This is a genomic window from Alteromonas sp. S015 (assembly GCF_036864485.1).
Taxonomy (GTDB): domain Bacteria; phylum Pseudomonadota; class Gammaproteobacteria; order Enterobacterales; family Alteromonadaceae; genus Alteromonas.
Genome location: NZ_JAZETO010000005.1, coordinates 116,853 through 139,543 on the forward strand (window position 1 = coordinate 116,853; position 22,691 = coordinate 139,543).

Genomic DNA, 22,691 nt, shown 5'->3' on the forward strand with positions numbered 1-22,691 from the left:
TTTGATTTCTTAAGCTCTATATCGTCATACCCTAACAAACAAAGCCAGGCGCTATTGCCTGCGTAAGGTAAGGTTCGTGCAAAAAACTTCGCTCAATTCACTTCTTTTATTTACATTTACGTTTCTCTCCAACACTGTCTTCGCCCCCGTATCTTTCGCCTCAGTAAGTATTGAAAAAGGTATAACGAGTATTCCACACGGAAATGCGAGTGCACCAAACGATTTAACGATAAAAAACGATAAGCTGGCTTTTTCTATCTCGATAGGTTCTGCGCCTCCATGGGGTGTAGCTCCCGGCTGTATTGTCGATATCGCCAACGTATTGCCCGATGGCTCATTAAGTAACGACCGCGTAGCATTCGCTGACTTTATCCCTAACGCTTGGTCGAGCTGGCCTAATACTTATCACAATGTTGAGATAATCAAAGACAGTAACGATGAAGCGATAGTTAATATTACGCGGGATTTTTCAGACGTTACCATTAACACCCAATACACGCTCACCTCAGGTTCAGACTTAATACAGGTTTCAACAACTATGACCAATTCAGGTGATAGCGCTGTAACTTTAACCTCGGGCTATACGTTGTGGCCTGATTCCGGCTTCAAGTTTGGCGTACCTAAATTTGAGAATAGAGAAAAACAACAAAGCAAAAAAGCGTCAAGCTCTGCCAGTAATAAGTGGATGTCTGATCGCTTCGTAGGCTATAACGAAGATTGGGCCATCGCGCTGCATGCGCCTTACATGAACGAAGCGCATAACCAATCCCGTGATCTCTATGCGAAACATAGTCTAAAAAGCAACGAAAGCATTACGTTTTCTGGCGCCTATCAAGTGCTTAGTAGCGGTGACCTAGCTCCCGTGATGGCAGCCGAAATAGCACGTGAAAAAATGATAAAAGGCACCATTAGTGGCACAATTTCATCAGCGTCTGGTAAACATGTTACATCGGCTGCCGTTGTAGTGCACAAAGATAACGTGCCGTACATGTGGGGTCTAGCAGAAAAAGGGAACTATAAATTTGATTTACCCGTAGGCGAATATGAAGTGTACGCTACAGGTAAGCATTATTCCGATAGCCCTACCCACACCATAACAATTACCGAAAATGAAACCACATCATTATCTTTTAATGAATTAGAAGAGCCAGGTACAGTAAGTCTTAAAGTAACTGATGAAAACAATAAGTCTCCGTTAGACGCCAAAATAACCATTGCAAAAGGCAAGCAGCCACTTATTCAATACTTGGGTGCGCCTTCATTTTTTACCGAGCTAAACAATAAAGGACACGCTGAATTTACTTTAGCGCCCGGCAATTACCAACTTAGAGTGTCATATGGAGATGAATTTAACGCTTCAGCCCAGTTGGTATCAGCTAAAGTTCTGGCCCGTGAGACTATAATGCTTAATACCGCTATTGATGTAATGACCTACCCTACTCTTAAAGGCTGGTATTCCGCTGATTTACATCACCATGCAGATGTACTAGAAGGGTCTACATCACCTGAATACCTTGTTAGATCACAACTTGCGTCTGGCTTAGACGTACTGTTTGTAAGCGATCACGACTCGACCAAGAACAACAAAGCGATACAAATTCTTGCTGATAAAAGAGCCGTGCCGTTTATTCCTTCTATAGAAATTTCACCATCATGGGGCCACTTTAATGCCTTTCCTATTGATGAAGGCGCTGAGTTATCGATAGATCCAGGAAAAGATGATATTCACAGTATTATTGAAGACGCTCGACGTATGGGAGCAACGGTTATCGCATCGAACCACCCTTTCATTCCCTACGGCTACTTTAGTAGTTTAGGTAAAGGAACTGCGCCGGGTGGTTTTAACCCTACTATTGATTTGCTTGAAATCAATGCTGTTGTGCCTAACGAGCCAACACTAAACAAAGCTTACGCACTTTGGTCTGAAGGGCTCCCCTATTACCTAACTGCCGGGTCCGATACCCACGACGTATTAAACGAAACGAGTGGGTTAAATCGAATGTTCGCTCATACTGTCGATAAGCCAAGTGCAAAGAGTTATGCCGACGCATTAAAAAGTGGTAAAGCTTACGTGTCATTTGGTCCTATTATGTATCCACAAAATTTCATGTTCGGTGATACGCTTAAACTAGCACAACGTCATTCGCAATCTATAGCGCTCGATGTAGCCGCAGTGAACGGGCTTAAAAACATAAAACTTATCGGTAGTACATTTATCGATGAAAAGTCTGAGACGCCTGAAGGTGCTAGTATCATTGAACAACGGGACTTAACTGGCAAACACAAAACAGTGACCTTTTCCCTTCCAATGATGTCTGGTTGGGTTGCCATTGAGTTAGAAGATATGAAAGGAAGAAAAGCTTACTCAAACCCAATTTGGTTAAAAATGGTGGAAGAAAACCAGTTTTAGCTTTTAAATTTTCTTGAATGTGATAGTGAAAGCCGCCTAGCGCTTATCGTTGCTGCGGCTTTGGTAACTCTTTATCGGCGTTTAAAGGGCATAAGAATAAGCGATGTATAACTCGGCTGAACATCATCAATGCCAGTATCTTTTGTATCTGCGTCTTTGAATGTGCCAAATAAACGATCCCATACAATGCATACGCAGCCATAGTTAGTGTTGCTTTCACTGATAACGCGAGAGTGATGATGAATATGGTAACGATTAGTTGTTTTATAATTCACTTCCATCTGCGAAATTCGTTGTGTGTACTTGCATCACACACCGCTCTAGGTTATCGCACCTTACTAGAGCGAATTTGATTAATAAACATGCGAAATGGTTTAAGTTGTTACAATTTGCTACCTTCTTGTTTCTAAAATAGAAAACTACGAAGCTTATTAATTCCTGCATAAGGGGTGCACTATGAAACACCGAGAGCGAGATGAAGTTAAAATTGTGCCCTATAAAAAAGCATGGCTTGAACAGTTTGAAATCGCTAAGCACGGTTTATCTGCTGCTTTAGGCGATATCAGCATTTGTATAGATCATATTGGCTCCACGTCTATTCCCCGCATGCCAGCGAAAGATCGTATCGATATTCAAATTGGGGTTACTGAAATATCCTCTGCTATCTGCAACACGATAAATCAGCAAATAGGTAACCTAAATTTACCTAACGCTTACATGAGTGAAGACCATTTACCACCCAACGAAACGCATCAGGCAGACTGGCAAAAAATTTACCTGCCCGGAAAAACTGAAAAATGGTCGTTCAAAGCCAATATTCATATTCGAAAAGTAGGCGCAAAAAACTTTAAGTATGCACTGCTGTTCAGAGATTACCTCAGAATTGATAACAGCGCTGCAAAGGCTTATGCGACCTTTAAGCAAACCCTTGCCTCTCAAATTCCTGACGATAGAGATTTATATTCACAACTGAAAGATCCCGTCTGTGACCTCATTATGATTAGTGCTAAGCGTTGGGCAGACACCACTAAGTAAAACCTCACTAACGCCTCATGCATGAAAAATTTTCATAACAAAATGAAAATAAGTCATTTTTGTTCATAGTTAAACCCACGTATAACGTATGTATAGCTTTTACAGCAATTATGATACTCGGTTTAATCTTAGGAATAGAAGCGCATTCTCATGAACAATAACGTGGACACAAATTTCTCTTTTACTATTAACAGCGTTCAGTTTAATGAAGATTATCGCCCTTCAGACAACACGCGCATCACCACTAACTTTGCTAACTTGGCCCGCGGTCAACGCCGCAAGGAAAATTTGCGCGATGCACTGAGCATGATAAACAACCGCTTTAACGCCTTAGCTAGCTGGGACAATGAACGTGGCGATCGCTATGCCGTTGAACTAGAAATTGTATCAGTTGATATTGATGTAGAGGGTAACGGCAACACCTTCCCTACTATCGAAATATTGCAAACCAACATAATCGATAAACAAACGGGAAAGCGTACCCAAGGTATTGTGGGCAACAACTTCTCATCTTATGTTCGCGACTATGATTTTAGCGTCCGTCTATCTAATCATAACCGCGGCCAGTCGTCCTTCAGTGTACCTAACGACTTTGGCGATTTACACGGTAAGCTGTTCCAGTATTTCGTAAACTCAGAAGCCTATAAAGCACATTTCTCAAAGCTTCCGGTAATTTGTTTGAGTGTTTCCGATAATAAAACCTACCGTAGAACAGAAAATCAGCACCCGGTTCTAGGTGTAGAATATCAACCTAACGAGTCGTCGTTAACCGAGCAGTATTTTAAAAAGATGGGCTTGAATGTGCGTTATTTTATGCCGCCTAACAGTGCTGCGCCTTTCGCATTTTATTTCTTCGGCGACTTACTCAACGACTACACAAACCTAGAACTTATAAGCACTATCGCGACGATGGAAACGTTTCAGAAGATCTATCGCCCTGAAATCTATAACGCTAACGCGCAAGCAGGTTTAAGCTACAAACCGAATTTAAACAATAGCGACCACTCAGTAACTCGCGTCGTGTATGACCGAGAAGAGCGTACTCAGCTGGCCATTGAGCAAGGCAAGTTTGTAGAAGAAAACTTTATCAAGCCTTATGAACACAAGTTAGCGCAATTCACGGCAAGCTACGCCTGATAAGTTCACCGTGGTACTAGCAACTTGTGCTCGCCATATTTAAATAGCTCAAGTGTAAGCTAGAACAATTATGATAAGGGCAGCGCGACCTGCCCTTAATGCATCCAAACGAATTACTGATTAAAAGAAACACATCACATGAAAAAATTACTCCCCACCTCTATTGCCGGCAGTCTTCCAAAACCATCTTGGCTGGCCCAGCCTGAAACCTTATGGTCGCCGTGGAAGTTAGAAGATGAAGCACTTGATGAAGGTAAAAAAGACGCGCTTCGCGTTACGCTTCAAGAACAAACAGTATCAGGTATCGATATCGTGTGTGACGGAGAGCAAACCCGTCAGCACTTTGTAACCACATTTATTGAACACCTTGACGGTGTTGATTTTGAAAATCGTAAAACCGTTCGAATTCGCAATCGTTACGACGCTAGTGTGCCTGTTGTAACCCAAGCAGTTACTCGACCACAATCGGTGTTTGTTGAGGATGCTAAGTTTTTAAGAAGCCAAACCGACCAGCCTATTAAATGGGCGTTACCCGGGCCAATGACCATGGTTGATACTTTGTACGACGACCACTATAAAAGTCGCGAAAAGCTCGCGTGGGAATTCGCTAAAATTTTAAACCAAGAGGCGAAGGAACTTGAGGCGGCTGGTGTTGACATTATCCAGTTTGATGAACCTTCGTTTAACGTATTCTTCGATGAAGTTAATGAATGGGGTATTGCCGCATTAGAGCGTGCTATTGAAGGGCTAAAATGTGAAACTGCTGTTCACATTTGCTATGGATATGGCATTAAAGCCAATACGGATTGGAAGAAAACGCTAGGCTCTGAGTGGCGACAATATGAAGAGAGCTTTCCTAAGCTAGCAAAGTCGAATATTGATATGGTTTCGCTGGAGTGCCACAACTCCCACGTGCCAATTGAACTAATTTCGCTTCTTAAAGGCAAAAAAGTGATGGTGGGCGCTATTGATGTTGCAACTGACAAGATAGAGACGCCAGAAGAAGTAGCTGTTACATTGCGTGAAGCATTAAAGTACGTGGATGCCGACAAGCTCTACCCTTGTACAAATTGTGGTATGGCTCCCCTCTCACGAAAGGTTGCTCGAGGCAAGCTTGAAGCGCTCAGCGCAGGCGCTGAATTAGTGAGACAGGAATTAGCGCTCAAGCGTTCTGCTTAGCCCTATTGTTTGCCACCTCCGTTTTCTACCGCTCATAATGAAAAGTCAAGCCTGCATATGCGGGCTTGCTATCTTCACAGTTATCGCTAGTTTAGAGAACTAAGTATATTTACACTATCTGACGATGTCGAAGCGGTCAGTAAGATTTTAGAGGCAGCGTTAGCTACGCTTAGCGTCGCTGGCTAACACATTTTCGACAGACCAATCAGGACTAATTACGGGTACTGAAGATCTGGCTGTTGCGAAAGATCCCCTAGCCTTTATTCAAAACACTACTTTATCGCTATGTACACATCAATATGATTGCCGTTCACGTAGTGCTCGAAATCTACTGTGAATGCCCTTTCGTATTCAGCCCTTCTTTGGGTATCTTCTTGCACAAAATAGGACCAAACATCACTCCAAGCATCAATAGCAATTTGAGGCATGTCACCTTGTTTCGAAAAAACAAGGTACTTTCCTGAAGGAATGGTGATTCGTTCAATCGCTAGACTTTCGGGAACCGAACTACCATCAAATCCTGCTAGTACCGAAAAGTCACCGGTGTGATCTGATTCGTAGTTAAAATACACGCCATATACACGCTCGCCGCCTTTATAATTAACAGGTATCGCATTATCAAATCGTTGCCAAAGCGCAGGGATCTTACCCTGTGAAGAGAATTCAGCGTGGTTATTCGTCACCACCGAAAAGCCTTGAATTTCTATTGGTGAAGACAGGTATTTAACTTCCATATGTTTAATCCCATTACTAAAATAGAGAACCTTGTTCTGAATTTTAGTAATAGTACACATCTGCCTATTATTTAACACCTTTCGTTTAACGAATAACACGCGGTAATTAAATGTAAAATTTGGCAATTTTCACTTTTCAACGCGCATTTCGTTCTTAGAACCAATATAATTTAATTTTGCCTTATCCAAGTTGTAATACATTGTGAATCAACGTTTTTTACTCGCTATCGTCGCCGTACTTTTAGCGATGATGACCATTCAATCTGGTGCATCGTTTGCGAAGCAACTCTTTCCTATCGTTGGACCAGAGGGCACCAGCGCGCTACGTGCGTTTTTCGCCGCATTGGTGTTAACGATAATTTTTAGGCCTTGGCGAGCACGTTTAAGTGCGAAAGGATGGCGTAACGTTGTCTTCTACGGAACTTGCTTAGGTGCAATGAATATCATCTTCTATCTTGCGATTGAGCGCATTCCCCTTGGCATAGGTGTTGCGCTTGAGTTCACTGGGCCATTGGCTGTGGCGTTTTTTAGTGCCAGAAAAAAGCGAGACGTTGCGTGGGCGATTTTAGCTGTTGCTGGTGTTTGTTTATTGCTTCCAGATATTGGCGGCGCATCAGCTGAAAGCTTAAATCCGGTAGGCGTTATTCTTGCCCTTACAGCTGGCGCGTTTTGGGCCGGTTATATCGTATTTGGAAACAAAACAGGCAGCGAAGGTTCTGGCGGTATTACGGTAACCTTAGGCATGCTAGTGGCAGCTATTTGTGTGGTTCCCATTGGCGCATTTAGCCAAGGTAGTGCTTTACTATCTTCAGACGTCATTTTAATAGGCTGCGCTGTAGGTATTTTTTCATCGGCTATCCCTTATACCTTAGAGATGAGCGCTATGCGCAACATGCCAAAGCAAACCTTCAGTATTATGATGAGTGTTGAGCCTGCTGTTGCAGCCATAGCAGCGTTTATCATTATTGATGAAACTCTTACGCTTTCACAATGGTTTGCCGTAGCTTTAGTTGTTATTGCAACCGCAGGAAGTTCTACTACGCAAAAGCAAGTACCGAAAGAAAAACAAATTGAAACCCTATCTTAGGGTTTCAAGCTTACCTTACGTTGTCCCCATTCACATTATCCCTCTTTGTGAACCCTTACCCTAGCCGTCTCGTTTAACTACTATGTAAACTGTTAAATTAACGGCACAAGGAGTAACGATGAAACATTACGCGGTGAACACAGAAGTGGAGTGGAAATGGGGTAACGGCAGTGCCACGGGCAATATCAGAGAAAAATTTACTAGCGATGTGGAGCGCACAATTAAAGGTTCATCGGTAAAACGAGAGGCAAGCGATAGCGACCCTGCCTATCTCATTGAACAGGACGACGGCAGTAAAGTGCTGAAATCTCACAGTGAAATTACGAAATCGTCTTAATCTGTTTATTGATACGCCTAAACAAAAATGCAGCGTTCTTTTTGCACAGGTAGCGATGTCGTCAATGTAGCGAAATCGCTTATTGGTTGCTTCCTTTTTAGTAAGGTCGACGGCGTACTAACCGGGGGAATGATTGCGGAAACTGAAGCCTATCGTGGTCACCGAGACTTAGCCATGCAAAAACACCTTTTGCGACGCCCTTCCTCATTAACAACACTTAAAAAGCAAGGCGGCATTGCTTACATCTATACCATTTATGGTTCTCACAGCATGTTGAATATTGTCACAAATGAAGCTGACCATACTGATTCAGTTCTGATCCGAGTAATCAAGCCTACAGAAGGTGTCGACAAAATGCGTGAGCGTCGTGGAGTGAGCACACCATTGCGTAACCTATGTGACGGTCCAGCTAAGCTGACACAGTCTCTGGCGATAACACCTGCGCTTAACGGTGAGCCTGTGTTGAATAACACTTTGATTTGGATTGAGGAAAGTAACCATACTATTGCTAGTGAACACATCACTAGTTCGCCTCGCATTGGCATAGACTACGCAAAAGACGATCAAACCGGTAAGCAAGGTGCACGGGATGACACAACCTTGCCTTGGCGGTTCACGCTCAAGTAGCCCAGTTAATTGAGACTAGTTCGCAAAAGCGAAAGTCAGCTTGCAGTCGATGTATTTGAGCAATTTGTTTACCACCCTCGGCACAGCGATATCACCGTTAACATTTTTTGCTTCGACAAAAATATCGCAGTCATCATATTGAATTTGCTGGCGAATAACGTAGTCATTAAGTTCGTCGAACAGGCTTTCTTTTAAAGGCACCATGCCAACGAACACATCTGAGCTTTTTTCATCAACACATTCATCACGCTTAATAAAGTAAGCTCCTTCTATTTCACGCTTTAGCGTGTATGCTTGCATGGCATCTAACGTTGGTAAGCGAAAGTGCACGCTTATTTGGGGTTCTGTCACTGGTGATCTCGGTTATTCTTGGGATGTTTATTCAAATAATTACTGCTTTATTTCTACTTTCCAAGGCGGGTTCACTCTATTCTCTCCTGCCCAGTACAGCTTTATCTTGTTGCCAGATGGATCTTTTAAAATGGCTTCTGTCCACAGGTAGCGTTGCTCAGTTGGCGGCTGCTCAAAACGAATACCTTTTTCCACAAGAGAGGTATACAGCTCGTCTAACGCCTCGTGTTCGAAATAGATCACACTATGATTTTGAGCACTTTCGTTTTCTAAAGAGAGCGAAAAAGTAGACGAGCCTTTAGGGCACGTAAATCTGGCATAATGCGGTGTATCTACAATTTGAGTGAACCCAAGTGTAAGGTAAAACTCCACCGCTTCGACCATATTGGTAACGGGTAATGTAACTTGATTCAATTCCATGAAAGCTTGCTCCTTTTGTAAAATTTTAAAAGACACCAGCCTAGCGGTTTGCACCCAAAAGGCCAGCATCCAGTCAATATAATCGTCACACTATCAAAAATAATGTCGCTGCTGTGGCCGCGCCCATTGTGAGGTTAAACTGCCGTCTTCGCATTGGCGAACTCAACCACACGCGTATTTTTGCGCCTACCGCCGCCCAAAGCGAGATGCTTGGAAAACCAATCACGGCAAAAGCGGTAACAATTGCAATGCCAGATTGGGTGTAGTGCTCGCCAGGCAGTGAAAACGTGCCTACGCTTGCTAACGCCATCATCCATGCTTTAGGGTTAATTAACTGAAATAATGCCCCTTCCCACCACTTGAGCGGCCCTTGACGTTTGGTCGATTTAATTTTGATTTCAATCTCATCTACTGGTTCATCTACTGGGCCAGTGGCAATTTTAAATGCTAACCATAACAGGTATGCCACGCCAAGTACTTTTAGCACACTGTACAGTACGGGAATTATGTTGAACAGCGCACCAATGCCCAGCAGCGTGCTTATCATTAGACCTGCAACACCAATTACAATACCCACCATGTGCGGCAGCGAACGTTTATAACCGTATTGTGCCCCAGAAGCCAATAGCATCATATTATTCGGGCCAGGCGTTACCGTACTGATGAATGCGAATGTCGCAAGCGCGATGAGCAAAGATGTTTCCATGACAATCCTTATGTGTTGAGGTGAGCAATGCGTTTCTTTCAAAGAAAGGGGTCGGTTAACCAAACGCTTGTTTTCACCAACACAATACAATCATATTTTTGTATGCATCATACCCAAATACACTCAAAAACAACCATACAGTTTAGTCATGGTAACGTCTGTATGGTAGTTATTTTACCAATCTGTATGGTTAAAAGCTCCTGTCAATTAAGATATAGTTATCTGTATGCAGATGACTTCATAAAAATAAATATTGCGATGACGCTTTACGAAACATTAGCCAATGAACTTAAAGCCCAAATCGAGCGTGGTGTTTTTGAGGTGGGGAACAAGTTACCTTCGGTTAGGCAGCTGTCAACGGAGCATAAAGTAAGTATAGCTACTGTGCAGGAAGCATATCGAGTGTTAGAAGCGCAGCAACTGGTAGAGGCAAAACCTAAATCAGGTTATTTTGTCGCCCGTAGTATATTAATAGATAACACCCCTAGCATGACGAAGCCTCCGCAACGCCCTATGGATGTGTCTCAATGGGAAGATGTGCTAGACACTTTACTTAATACCTTCAATAAAGATCATGACGCTAAAACCCTGTGCCAGTTTCAGCATGCCATGCCCAACATGACTGCCAAAACCCTTAAACCGCTTATAAAACGCCTGCATGAACTCACCAAACATCGAGCCTTGGACGGCATGATATACGGTGACGTAAAAGGTGATGAAACTCTGCGAAAACAGCTAAGCCGATTGGCCGCAGCATCGGGCTGTGTGCTGCAAAGCGATGAGTTCATTGTGACTTCTGGCTGCCAGGAAGCCTTATCAGTGTGCCTTCGTGCAGTGGCAAGTGCTGGCGATGTGATAGCGGTAGAATCCCCCGGATTCTACGGTGCTATGCAAGCTATCAAGGGCGCTGAATTAAAAGCGTTAGAGATCCCAACAGACTCTGAAACCGGACTAAGTTTAGAGGCATTAAAGCTAGCGCTTGATCAATGGCCGATAAAGGCCATTTTAGTCGCCCCAACGGTAAATAACCCTCAGGGCTTCGTTATGCCTGAGGCGAAAAAGAAAGCGTTATATGAACTGGCCAGAGAGTACGACGTAGCCATTATTGAGGACGACATTTACGGCGATATTGCCTATGCTTACCCTCGTCCAAAAACCATTAAATCGTTTGATAAAGATGGGCGCGTTTTGCTGTGTTCCTCGTTTTCAAAAACGCTGGCTCCTGGTTTTCGCGTGGGTTGGATAGCGCCGGGAAGCTATAGAAATAAGGTACTCCACGTTAAATATGTCAGTAGCTCTATGTGCCCTACTCTGCCCCAATTAGCTATTGCCAGTTTCATTGAGCAAGGCGGTTATGACAAACATATTCGGGCTATGCGTCACCATTACCTAAGTGCACGAGATGCATTGCGTTCAGACATTAAGCGTTACTTTCCCGCCGACACCTGTATTAGCTATCCTCAAGGGGGTTATGTGCTTTGGGTAGAGCTACACAGCCGGTATGACTCCGTGAAGCTAGCTGATGAGGCCAAGCAACTAGGCATTTACATCGCGCCGGGGCAGCTGTTTTCGGCAACGGGTAAGTATCGACATTGCCTGCGTTTTAATTTCATTGATAGTACGCAGGCTGCACGCACCGGAGCTATCAAGCGCCTTGGCGAGTTGCTTTTAGCGCAAGAAGTCTAAATAAGAGGTAGGACGTATAAACCATAGAGCAGTTGATCCACATCAACGCATCCTTGCCATAAGTCCACCAAAATAAAAGCATCAGAACTACCATGCGAAACTTTGTATGCTTACGCTAGTGAATAATACAGATACAAATGATGACATTGTGCCTGAAGCACATGGGTTATACAGGCTACACTTAAAACCAAACACCCAAATAGCAATAGAGGCCAAGCCCGTTTTCGGCGCTAACATTACGCTACACAGCAGTGTATTGAAGCACGATAATTTTGTGGCAACGCCAGACAATATTTTGGGTTGGCTGGATCACTTCGGTTTGTCTCACTTTGTCATAAAACCAGAAACAAATAACACAGACGCCACTGATACATCTGTGCTTTTGCCTTCTCAATTTCTAAAGGCTGAAGGCGGTATTTTACGCGTCACATCGCCTATGCGGATTTATGTAATAAGTAAAACCCCCATTGATATAAATAAGCGTGGTCTGTGCCTTTTTACGCCAGTAAAATAAACACACAGAAATGTACTCTGACCCCAAATTTGGGGTCAGAGTACATTTTCCTCTATTCGATTTCTGTGGTAGCGTTTGAACTGCTCTCTAGGCGCTGGCTGATCGCTTCAGACAGCCCGGAATACCGCTTATCCACCCGTTGAATCATGTGGCTAAATGTAGCGTTATCAGAAATGATTAAGCAGCCATCTTTGGCTCGGGTTAACCCTGTGTACACTAAGCCTCGATGAAATAAATTGGCGGCTTTCTCACTATCAGGCTTAGGTAGAATAAGTACAACATGGTTAAACTCAGAGCCCTGCGATTTATGTATGGTCATGGCGTACACAGTTTCAAACTGCGGTATCCTTGATAGCGATATGCTGCGCAACGCTTGTTTTTGCTCTAACGCCTTGTTAGCACTGTCTCCCGCATTTGCCGAAGCTTTTTGACCTGAACCTTTGTGACCTGAAGCTTGGCTATCTTGGTAAAACCACGCATATAGCTTTCCCTTGCTGTCAGGCCAGATTACACCAACCTCGCCGTTCGATAGTCGCTGAGGGTGATGGTTCTTTACAATCATAATGGGCTGACCTTGATAGAAATGCCCTTCCCGCCTTTTTATTTTGTGCTTGATGGCATCGAACACCAAATTATTCAGCCCTTCTACGCCCATTGCGCCCCTGCGAACTGGTGTTAGCCACCTCACAACATTCAAGTGGTTAAGCGCCTCTTCAGCGCTGCCCGAGTCAAAAATGGGCAAGAAGCTTTCTTTGGCCAACTTGTGTAAATCACGGCCGCTAACTTGGCGCTCAGGCCAAAGCTGAACGCCTGATTGTAGGCGTGCTGCCGTATTTGAAACAGGGTTAGACTCGAATTTTGAACTAAGACCCGCACTTTCGTTATTGTCGCCAGCCTTGTCGGTAATAGCGGCAAGTGCACCGCTTGCATCACCTCGCTGTATGGCCGTTGCAACTTTAGCCACCTGCCCCTTGAAGCGCTGAGGTGCTTGCAGAGTTGCTACATAACTTTTTGCCTGCTCATCAACCGGTAACAAGGGTAGATGCGGGCATAGGGTTACGATATGCTGTCGCATCAGCGCTGGCACGCTACCTAGAGAAAGCGCCTCGTCATGAATGTTTAAACTAGGTGAGCTATGTGCGCTGTTTGTGCCATTTGACGCATTCTCGTTTTCATCAAAACTTGCTGCCCCGTCACTAACGAGCTGCTCTAGCACGTTACCAAGTTCAACCGCAGGAAGCTGGTCAGCATCACCGATAAAATAGAGCCGTGCGTGGTCTGGCAACGCTCGTACTATGCGCGTCATTAACGCTAGGTCGACCATACTTGCCTCATCGACAATGAGTACATCTGCAGACAACTGATTATGCTGGTTGTACTTAGTCGATACACCGTGCTCGCGCAATCCTAGTAATCTATGTAGCGTCACAGCATCGGTAGGCCCGTTGTTAAGCACTGTGTCGTCCACCTTGCCGCGAAGCCCATCTATACTGTTCATGATAGATTCGGTCATACGCTGTTGCGCTTTGCCTGTAGGTGCAGCCAGCACAATTTTCAAGTTTTCATCACATGCCTGTAACGCCAGTAATAAGCGCAATACGGTATAGGTTTTACCTGTACCTGGACCACCGTTTATAACACAAAAGCGCTGCATCAAGCTTTTTGCTACCGCAACTTGTTGCCAGTCTTGCTGATTGGTTTTTTGGATGGGAAATATTGCAGGCCAAAGTTGCTTTACTTTTTCGCTTGCGTCATCACTTAACGGCGTAAGCGTCGCTCGTTTTACTACATTGCGCGCCACTTCTTGTTCAAATTCATAGTAGCGGCGGCTATACAATTTGCCGTTGTTATAAACAAATAGTTGAGCCACCTGCTCGTTACTCAGCGCGCTTTTTACAATGCTAAGTAACGGCGTTAGTTGTGGCACGTCGACACCTGTTTTGGGCGCTTTTTCCTGTTCTGATTGTTCGACCAGCGTCAGTGATGCAGCAGCCACCCCGTTACTGCTATGCTCACTTGTTTCGGCCGCCAAGGCCGCCTCTTGTTCAGCTACTAGCTCTTTAAAAAGCGTCGTACCCGCTATGTCTTTAAGATAGATACAGCTGTGGCCATTGCGCTGCATATAAGACAAGTACGCTAAGACCCCAGCCCAGATAAACTGTTCTTCTTTTTCTAGTTCATCAACAAAGCCAAATTCTTTTGCGACAAACTTGTCGATAGCCTCGATGCCAAACAAATTATCAAAAAATGATGATACAGAATCTTGATTGTTATTCATTATTTTCCTTTGCTCTAGCTTCTTTGATGTTGACTACTCGTCATCGAAACTAAACTGCTGCTGACCAGAAGGTTGTTGCTCTAATGGTTGGCGAGAACTGCCTGCTTTTTTTGAACTTGCCTTTGTCGAAGCCTTTGCAGATGTGCTTGTTTCGCTAGCACTTATCGCCGCAGTATTCACGCCGCTTGATGAAGGCTCATTTCCCGAACTTTCATTCTTTGAACTATCACTTTGTAGAGCCTCATCTTTGCTCGCAAATATCCCGTCTAATCGATTGAGTACAGACGATGGAATATCAGTATAAAACACTCCTTCACCACGCTCGTTTTCTGGGTGCATACCGCGTAGATACAGGTAATACACACCACCAAAATCCATATCAGGGTCGTAATTTGGCAGCGTATTTTTTAGATAACGGTGTAGCGCCAAGCAGTAAATTAAGTACTGAAGGTCATAAAGGTGATGCTGGTTATTGTGAAACAGCGCTGTTGGAGTGTAGCTATCTAATGTATCGCCAAGCCAAGTTGACTTGTAGTCTGCCACATAAAACTGACCGTCATTCTCAAAAATCAAGTCAATAAACCCGTGCATCATTCCCTGTAATTTTGCAGTAATTAGTTGTGGCGCTGTTTCCACTTCACCACCAATAACGTCAGCCACGTTTTTTCGATGAGTCGCGAGTACTTCACGAAGCTGAGTCCATTGTGTGTCGTTCATTGGAAAATAGAATTCTGCTTCGCGCAGGGTTTGCGCTAAGGGCAAATCACTCATACTTAACTGCATATTGGGATACAGAGGCGTCTGTAGCGCTTCTTCTAACCATTCATAAAGTAGCGGCGTTCGCTTTTCATCTAACCCGAAGCGGTTAACCAGTTCCTTACCCGTTTCTTCCCAATCGGGTGCACTAAAGTCACTGTGCTCTAGAATATCGTGAAGTAAATTACCTGCACTCGCACCTTTTTCAAGGGTGAAACGCAGATCACTTTTACTAACCGTACTGGCTAAACCTACCGAAGATTTGATGTCTGCATAAACTGAACCCTGTTCATCTACAAGCGTCTCGCTTGCATACACTTCTTCATCTCGAATGGTTTGAAGTACGGGCACACTAGGAAGGGGTTGACTCAAGGGCTCTGTTGTTGCGCCTGACTGTGCTGCTGTGCCTGTTTCAACGCTTTGGTTAGCACCAACCGTGGTTAAGCGGCTCATTGCTGAAAATGAATACAGTCGCCATTCTTCGCTTGCCGTGCCGGTAAATTGCAACGCGGTAAGCTGAGGTAACTCATCTTCTTGTTCAAAGCCAGTATACACTTCCTCAAACTCATCACCGTCGATATGGCTGGCATGGGACGCATCTTCTTCAGCAACGCGGTTTAACACGCTTGACCAATCGTTGTTGCTGCCATCGCCACCTACGCCAAGGGCTCGTGCTAATGCGCTTCTTTCATTGTTAGTCAGCGGTACAACGCCCATGTAACAGCGATGGGCAGCTCGTGTTACCGCCACATAGGCCAGTCGCATGTCTTCCGCTTCGCTCTCGCTTTGAACGCGAGCTATGGCCTGTGGCGTCTGCCCTAGTTGCATTTGCAAATCTTGTTTTTCTTCGTCGTAATAGGTAAATATTTGCGACGTAGTGTTGCCGTTTTTAGCGGCGTCTCTGTAGCCGGTAGCAAAAGGAACAAACACGATGGGATACTCTAGCCCTTTCGAGCCGTGCTGCGTAATAAGTCGAATAAGCTGGCTGTCACTTTCAAGACGTAAAGTAAGCTCTTCATCACTTTCAGGCTTATGAATTTGCTTATTCAACCAGTCGAGTAGCTGTTCTGGGCGCTGGTGAGTAGTGCTGGCTTTTTGCAGCACTTCGGCTAGGTGTTGATAGTTAGTAAGGGCGCGTTCCACACTGTCAGCATGAGGTTGGTTGCTGTCTTGCATGTAGCCGTCTTGCATTAAATACAGCAGCACACTCATGCACCCTTTTTGCAGCCACATGTCGCGCAACGATAATACTTTGTCGATAGCAGCATCCCACTGCGCGTCATCTTCATGGTACAGCAGTTCAATGAGTGTTTGTGCGCTATATCCCCAAAGCGGCGACGCCAAGCTCGACGCCACTTTACTGGTGTCGTTCGCATGCCAAATACCGTTAAGCAGCCTCAGAACATCTTTGGCTTCGGCACTGGCAAATAAGTTACTGCGATCGCTTAAATAAACGCACGCCAAACCTTTTTGCTGCAGTACGCTTTTGATAGCGCCAGCTTCGGTCCTGTCTTTCACCAAGATAGCGATATCCTGAGGCTTCACCGGCGCGGTGCTACCGTTGGCTGATTGGAAGTGCGCTTCGTTCAATAAGCGGTAGATCTCCTGCGCAATCCACTGCGCCATTTTGCGACGCATAATGTTGGTGTTTTCTTTGTCTTCCAAACACATGCTAACGTAGTTCATTGCGCTGCGTTTCATTACACCGCTTTTCATTACACTATCTTGTTCGGCAGGGTCAATAAGTGGCGTTTTTGCCGCGGCCGCTTTAGGCGTAAATTCCACAGGGTTGTATTTGATGTTAAAGCCAAACACATCGGTGGGTTTATTTGATGCCACAGGCGCACCGTAAAATAACCGGTTATAGGCTTTAACCATTCCCTCTACCGAGCGCCAGTTGGTATTCATCACCCAGCGGTAATCGGCCTGCCTACCCGCCTTTAAATAGGTAAAGATATCGCCACCGCGAAAGCGATAGATAGCCTGCTTGGGATCACCTATCATTAACAACGCACTTTCGTTAGCATCCGCAAGATTAGGATAAATTGCGTCTAAAATCGCGTACTGCTTTGCATCGGTATCTTGAAATTCGTCAATTAGCGCTACGGGAAACTTCTTACGAAGCTCAGGCACAAGCGTATTGTCTGGCTTCACCACTTCGTCGGCGAGCATGCGAATAAGGTCATCGAAGTCGATAACGCCAATCTGTTTTTTCTGCTTTTCAACGCGGGATTTGATGAACGCAATGGCTTCAACTACTAGCTTGAATACGGGCACTTTACCAAGCGCCTTTTCTTTCTCGCCAAATGCTTTTTTAAGCGCCCCTGCAAAGTCCTTTATAGGCGTTAAGATCTCTTTTACGCCAGATGAATTCCGCGCATATCGGTTACCTTTAACGAAGGCCTCCGCTTCCGGTGGTGGAAGATAATAACTTTGTTCATCTACACAAGCATGCAACCAAGCTTTAAGTGCAGCCAATTCCTGCGGCCGTTCTTTTTTATGTGCCGGTGTTTTGATGAGTTGTTCTACCAATAGCCCTTCATTGTCTTCTACGCTTTGAAGAAGAGATTTGACGTAGGCTAAAGACGTGTGCGGCGCTTCATCTAGCTGCATTGTACACGCCGCTTCAATATCCTCTTCGCTAAGCAATATTGGGGTCAGAGTACTTTTAATGCTGGCGTTGAACTCTCGCAGCAGTTTGTCGGGTGTATGCCAGCCTGACTCTGCCAGCAGTCTAAACTCGTCCTCGCTTTTGCTTATTTTCCGAATAAAGTCTTCGGCAGCTTCAAGGTATAAGTCGCTGGTGTCGTTGCCCAAGTTAAGCGACATGGCAAAGCCACTGTTAAACGCTAACTGGGTAATAACATGCTGACAGAAGCCGTGAATAGTGAACACAGAGGCTTCATCAAGTTCGAGCTGTGCTGCTTTTAAAAGGGCCAAACTCTCATCAGTTTCACAGCTATTAAATAAATGCTGATAAACCGGGTCGCAGCCACTGTCTATTTCGTTGGCATTGTCTTTCGCTTGCTGCCAAATAAGTAGGGCTTCTCTAAGCGTTGCCGCAATGCGCCCCTTTATTTCTTCGGTAGCCGCTTTGGTGAAGGTCATCACCAATATTTCTTTAACGGTGAGTTTTTTTTCAAGCAATAAACGTAGATACAAACGCGTAATATTAAAGGTTTTACCTGTGCCAGCGCTGGCTTCAATAAGGTGGCGCCCTTTTAACGGCATAGCGACTACATCGAGCAATTGCGCTTCTGTGCCGCTGTGGTCGTCGGTTTGCGGCTGAACTTGCTTGCTCATTGGATCGTCAGAGGATGTAGGATTGTAACTCATAGCTTCTCCTCCTGAGACGCATTGTTGACCATGGCAAGCAGTACAAAAGCACTTAAATGCGGCACATCGTTCCAACTAACGCCATGTGGAAACAGCCAGTTAAGATAAGGGTTGTTTGCCATATCAGCGCTAAATTGTCCGCTACTTTGCTGCCAGTCGGTTAACGCTCGCTGTAATTCTAGCGAATCAAAAAGTGCAGCGGCTTGGTCCACTGTCTGTTTCGCTTTTTCGTGTTTTTCACTTGTCGTTTCGCTAGCTCCGTCATTTTCCTTATCAACGAACGGACACACTTCATCTACTGCCTGTTGAACTTGGCGAAGTATCGCTTTGTCGGTTTCACTAGTATCGTCCGCACTCTCTAGTAGCGCACGCAGTATGTCGATAAACATCTCAGGTGTTACGCTTTCCACTACAGGCTTGGTGTCTGAATTTCTGGTTCCGGGCATAAAGGTACCGAACAAACTTAAATGAATAGGTGTCGGCGCCGTGTAAACTGCCATATAAAGCTGTTCAATAAATAAAAGTAACCGTACAGCAGTTTCCCGGTCGTAAGCGGGAAAACGCTGCTTTTTCAAAATGGTTTCGCCCTTTTCCCAAGCGCACGAATAAATATCAAGCGGATAATTGCTGTAGCTAGTTGCTTCATCGCTGCTTGAAAAAACGAGTTGGGAGATTAAGAAACCTAAGGCGCGATGTGCGTCGACCTTTCCAGCACAGAGCTCGACTAAAGCGTCACTGCCTAATAAAGCCGATGAAGTAAAGCTGATGTATTTGCCCTGAAAGTGCGCATTTTTAGGTTCCGCGTCGTGAGGGCCCATGGCCTGACTTAGTGCCAATGCCCCCTCTTTCCACATATCAACTTCATCTCTGGCAAAGGGGTTATTGGGAATATCTCCCCTAAGTGAAGCATAGGTGATCACTTGTTCACCATAGGAAAGACGGGTGGCGTCGTGCTCTTCTGACAAGTTGTGCTCTTCTGAAAAATTGCGCTCTGCAGACGAAAAAATAGCGTCGAGCACCTGATAACGCAGCAGCGCATTGGTCTCAAACGGCTCGCTATTTTCAAGTAGCGTAAACGATTGAGACAGATTCACGCCAAGCCGTTGGACGGAAAAATATTCCAGCGGATCTTTGAAAGCTCTCGCAATTTGAATACCTGATAAACGAAGCGTTTGCGTTGATAGCGTATCGGCTGATGGCGCTAACATTGCCCTATTACCACCATCGGCAGACTCATTATCTGGGCTATCGAGATGTGATTTCGTTTTTTGTAGCGCGTCGGCTAGCCGTAGCCACCCTGTTTCGTAACTTGGAATTTGCCCCGTAAACCCCGCTTCACTGAAAGGATGTAGCGGCGCATTAACGCTGTATTTTGATAAATCAAGTGCGTAGCTGTTTGCTAACATATCCATGAACTCAGCCAACACCAGACTGGGTTGCCGCTCACTGTTATTAGTAACGTTGTTCCCTTGATAACTCAAATATAAGCTCTCTCTGGTGGAAATAATGGCTTCGAGGAATAAATACCTGTCTTCCAAACGCCGTGAGCGATCACCAATCTGGCGGCCAGCGCTCGCCATTAAATCGAGACCTAGCGGGCTGGATTTTCTGGGGAATTCACTGTCGTTTAGCCCCAAAATACATACTTTTTTAAACGGTATGCTTCGCATTGGCAGCATAGAACACACCGTAACCTGACCGGTCATAAAGTGATTTCCGGCATCTGGCGACGAAAACCGATTAAGTAGCAGGTCGCGTACCTGGCGAAGGGTGAGTTCGTGTTCATACCCTGCCTCTTCGCATCGAGCGGCAAGGTCAGCTGCAACCTTGGCAATAAGATCCCAACTTTGTTGCTGCTCTTTTATCGGCATAAAACACGCATCTCTAAGCGATATTAAGGCTTTAGACCACTGCGAGGGTGTCCTTCGGGCTGTTAATGCTTGGGCAAACTCACCTAACAGCGCCACAACGTCGATAAGCTTGCCTAGCGTAAGCGCACTTTGTCCTTCAACATCGGGAATGGTTAGTAAGTCACTAACAATAACTTCACTATCTGGTGCAAGCATACCCATAAGTAACCGGCGAATTCCCCACCACCAGCTGTAGGTTTCGTCCAGTTCAACGCCTTCTGAAACGGCAGTTTTGTGCGCGCTATTAAGGCCCCAATGAATATGAGCTTGCTTTAGCCAGACCACCATTTGCTCTATGTCATCTTGAGACACTAAGAAACGCTTTTGCACTGAATCTAGCTGCAGGTAATCCATAATGTCCGACACGCCAAACCGGCTATCGGGAAGCTGTAACAGCGCCATAAAGGCCGCAATCAGCGGTTCTGCGTCCATAGGGCTTCTATCTGCAATGGTACAAGGAAGCTTAACCTGTCCAGTGCCAGCCAAAGACTTAGTGCCTACTCTGTGAAATACGGCATCTACAAATGGCGCGTAGTTTTCGATGGCTGGGCACATTACAAGAATATCTGATGGAGTGCGCGTTTTTTCTTGAGATAACCAGTGTAGTAAGTGGTCGTGTAACACTTGCACTTCGCGAAGCGCGGAATGAGTGCACATTATAGTGATACTATCGTCGTTTTCTCTCAAATCACGAGTAAGTGGTTTAGGTTGAGTGGCTTGCAAGATATCGTTGTGAATGTACTCAAGTAGACCATAACGATGGACGTTCTCACCACTGTTAGAAGCCTCTTCAAAACTCGGTGAATCAAACGCACTTATTTCAAAGGTGTCGAGTTCGGTCAGTAAATTGAAAAGCTCTCGGCCTTGCTTACCTAGATTGCCAAGCAACGGGTTGGACTGATCTTCTTCCATCCATTTTTTAAGACCTTCTAAGCGCAATAACTTTGCTTGTTCACTGCTGCTCTTTGCCTCTCCCCAGTAATTTACGCTAGGGTTCAGATGAAATATATGAATATCAATGTGCTGTGCGAGTGCGTCAAAGAATGCTATCAATTGCGGCGCCATAGTATTGATGGCAAACACTATGACACGCTTAGGTAGATTACTCGTTGGATGCCGATTCGGTATATGACCCGCCTCTAACGCATCAAGGGTCATTTGATGCAAGCGCGCAGGATGCAGTGGTTGCTCTTTGGCCAGTATACGCCAAATTTCGCTTTGCCATATTTCCATATCGTCAAACACTGCCCGTTCGTTAGCTTCCCATTTAAACAACCAGTCTGGGCGATACAACAAATATTGCTCGTACACGTCAGCCAGAGCGGTAGCAAGCTGAAGGCGCTGTAGCCCCTGCTCTTGTTCACTCCCTGCACTTTGCCAATACCGGTTAACTTGCTCGAAGGCATCACCGCTCATCAGCGAGCCATCTTGGAGAATATTATCGATGCGCCAAGTCAAAACTTCACGACGATACGGCGACTGTTTTGGCACTTTGTCTTGCCCCAATACCGTACGTGCTGTATTCCACATAAAGCGCACTGGCAAAGGATAATCAATATTCATTGCTACACCCTGTTCAGTGGCAAGCTGCATACTGATCCAGTGCTGCATGCCTGGGCTTTCAACCAAGATGGTTTCTGGCGTAAATACGCCCATGGGCTGCTGACGTAAAAGCGTGGTAAGAAGAAAACTTAAGTGTTCTAATTTATTAGAGGGATATAGCGCAAGCAATCGAAAAATCCTTTGTAGAACGTGCTTTTAGATACTGTACAAAGACTAGTATATTTAGTGTATCGCATTGGGCTCAGTAGTTAAGTTATTTCTCCTAAATTTCGATAAGCAAAGGTCTTACATAGACAAAACAATTATCGGAGTCACTTTAGAACAGTAATACTAGGGTCTGTTAATTTTTGATGAAGTGGAGTTAGTAGCTGACAATCTAATGAAGAGAAGAGCAATGGGGATATTTTTTAATTAAAAAAAACCCACACAGACCTCAGGACACGAAAAATCTGTGTGGGTAAGGTTTACGGTCTTCCCAGTAACAACGTGAATAAGCGTTGCCTGGCACTCATTCACGTTAACGCTACTGGGCAGCACTGTTAACGCTTTATGTTTTGCAGGTTGAGTGCCAACTTTTAAAACCATATAAATCAAAGATTTATTAAATATCGAAAAACATGAATAT

17 protein-coding genes are annotated in these 22,691 nt (G+C 44.9%); 9 read left to right on the forward strand and 8 right to left on the reverse strand.

Annotated features, from left to right (window positions below; genetic code table 11):
- Positions 1–76: 76 nt before the first annotated feature.
- Positions 77–2,410, forward strand: a complete 2,334-nt coding sequence (locus V7R42_RS11025) for a CehA/McbA family metallohydrolase (protein ID WP_334020264.1) — start codon at positions 77–79, stop codon at positions 2,408–2,410.
- Positions 2,411–2,481: 71 nt separating this feature from the next.
- On the opposite strand, the gene V7R42_RS11030 is transcribed toward V7R42_RS11025, so the two are convergent.
- The gene (locus V7R42_RS11030; RefSeq protein ID WP_334020265.1) at positions 2,482–2,691 is read right to left on the reverse strand and encodes a sterol desaturase family protein; all 210 of its coding nucleotides are present in this window, start codon (positions 2,689–2,691) and stop codon (positions 2,482–2,484) included.
- A gap of 175 nt (positions 2,692–2,866) precedes the next feature.
- Between V7R42_RS11030 and V7R42_RS11035 the strand changes: the two genes are divergently transcribed.
- The 3 genes from V7R42_RS11035 (at position 2,867) to V7R42_RS11045 (ending at position 5,761) form a co-directional block, all read left to right on the forward strand.
- Positions 2,867–3,445, forward strand: coding sequence for a GrpB family protein (locus V7R42_RS11035; RefSeq protein WP_334020266.1), 579 nt, complete (start codon positions 2,867–2,869; stop codon positions 3,443–3,445).
- Between the two features lie 162 nt (positions 3,446–3,607).
- The gene (locus V7R42_RS11040; protein ID WP_438823652.1) at positions 3,608–4,582 is read left to right on the forward strand and encodes a DUF1852 domain-containing protein; all 975 of its coding nucleotides are present in this window, start codon (positions 3,608–3,610) and stop codon (positions 4,580–4,582) included.
- A gap of 138 nt (positions 4,583–4,720) precedes the next feature.
- A complete protein-coding gene (locus V7R42_RS11045; RefSeq protein WP_334020268.1) occupies positions 4,721–5,761 on the forward strand; it encodes a methionine synthase in 1,041 nt (346 codons plus the stop codon).
- 272 nt (positions 5,762–6,033) lie between these two features.
- Here V7R42_RS11045 and V7R42_RS11050 read toward each other — a convergent pair whose 3' ends face one another.
- Positions 6,034–6,495: a GyrI-like domain-containing protein gene (locus V7R42_RS11050; RefSeq protein ID WP_334020269.1), complete on the reverse strand. Its 462-nt coding sequence runs from the start codon at positions 6,493–6,495 to the stop codon at positions 6,034–6,036.
- Positions 6,496–6,697: 202 nt separating this feature from the next.
- Here V7R42_RS11050 and V7R42_RS11055 point away from each other — a divergent pair, with 202 nt between their 5' ends.
- From V7R42_RS11055 to V7R42_RS11065, 3 genes are all read left to right on the forward strand, one after another.
- Complete coding sequence (locus V7R42_RS11055; protein WP_334020270.1) at positions 6,698–7,582, forward strand: EamA family transporter; 885 nt, start codon at positions 6,698–6,700, stop codon at positions 7,580–7,582.
- Between the two features lie 118 nt (positions 7,583–7,700).
- Positions 7,701–7,919: a DUF2945 domain-containing protein gene (locus tag V7R42_RS11060; protein WP_334020271.1), complete on the forward strand. Its 219-nt coding sequence runs from the start codon at positions 7,701–7,703 to the stop codon at positions 7,917–7,919.
- A 27-nt stretch (positions 7,920–7,946) separates the two neighbouring features.
- Positions 7,947–8,546: a DNA-3-methyladenine glycosylase gene (locus tag V7R42_RS11065; protein WP_334020272.1), complete on the forward strand. Its 600-nt coding sequence runs from the start codon at positions 7,947–7,949 to the stop codon at positions 8,544–8,546.
- Between the two features lie 15 nt (positions 8,547–8,561).
- On the opposite strand, the gene V7R42_RS11070 is transcribed toward V7R42_RS11065, so the two are convergent.
- The 3 genes from V7R42_RS11070 to V7R42_RS11080 form a co-directional block, all read right to left on the reverse strand.
- Entirely contained in the window at positions 8,562–8,897 is a 336-nt protein-coding gene (locus V7R42_RS11070) for a hypothetical protein (protein ID WP_334020273.1), read from the reverse strand.
- Between the two features lie 39 nt (positions 8,898–8,936).
- Entirely contained in the window at positions 8,937–9,317 is a 381-nt protein-coding gene (locus V7R42_RS11075) for a VOC family protein (RefSeq protein WP_334020274.1), read from the reverse strand.
- Positions 9,318–9,402: 85 nt separating this feature from the next.
- The gene (locus V7R42_RS11080; RefSeq protein ID WP_334020276.1) at positions 9,403–10,023 is read right to left on the reverse strand and encodes a LysE family translocator; all 621 of its coding nucleotides are present in this window, start codon (positions 10,021–10,023) and stop codon (positions 9,403–9,405) included.
- Positions 10,024–10,185: 162 nt separating this feature from the next.
- Between V7R42_RS11080 and V7R42_RS11085 the strand changes: the two genes are divergently transcribed.
- Positions 10,186–11,709, forward strand: a complete 1,524-nt coding sequence (locus V7R42_RS11085) for an aminotransferase-like domain-containing protein (protein ID WP_334020277.1) — start codon at positions 10,186–10,188, stop codon at positions 11,707–11,709.
- A gap of 106 nt (positions 11,710–11,815) precedes the next feature.
- Positions 11,816–12,223 (forward strand): hypothetical protein, encoded by a 408-nt coding sequence (locus tag V7R42_RS11090; protein ID WP_334020278.1) that lies wholly within the window; start codon positions 11,816–11,818, stop codon positions 12,221–12,223.
- A 52-nt stretch (positions 12,224–12,275) separates the two neighbouring features.
- Here the strand turns inward: V7R42_RS11090 and recD are convergent, their stop codons facing one another.
- From recD to recC, 3 genes are read right to left on the reverse strand one after another with little or no spacing between them, the layout of a single operon-like run.
- A complete protein-coding gene (gene recD, locus V7R42_RS11095; RefSeq protein ID WP_334020279.1) occupies positions 12,276–14,501 on the reverse strand; it encodes an exodeoxyribonuclease V subunit alpha in 2,226 nt (741 codons plus the stop codon).
- 33 nt (positions 14,502–14,534) lie between these two features.
- Positions 14,535–18,593: an exodeoxyribonuclease V subunit beta gene (gene recB / locus V7R42_RS11100; RefSeq protein WP_334020280.1), complete on the reverse strand. Its 4,059-nt coding sequence runs from the start codon at positions 18,591–18,593 to the stop codon at positions 14,535–14,537.
- A complete protein-coding gene (recC, locus tag V7R42_RS11105; protein WP_334020281.1) occupies positions 18,590–22,234 on the reverse strand; it encodes an exodeoxyribonuclease V subunit gamma in 3,645 nt (1,214 codons plus the stop codon). Before recC ends, recB begins: the two co-directional genes overlap by 4 nt.
- Between the last annotated feature and the right edge of the window lie 457 nt (positions 22,235–22,691).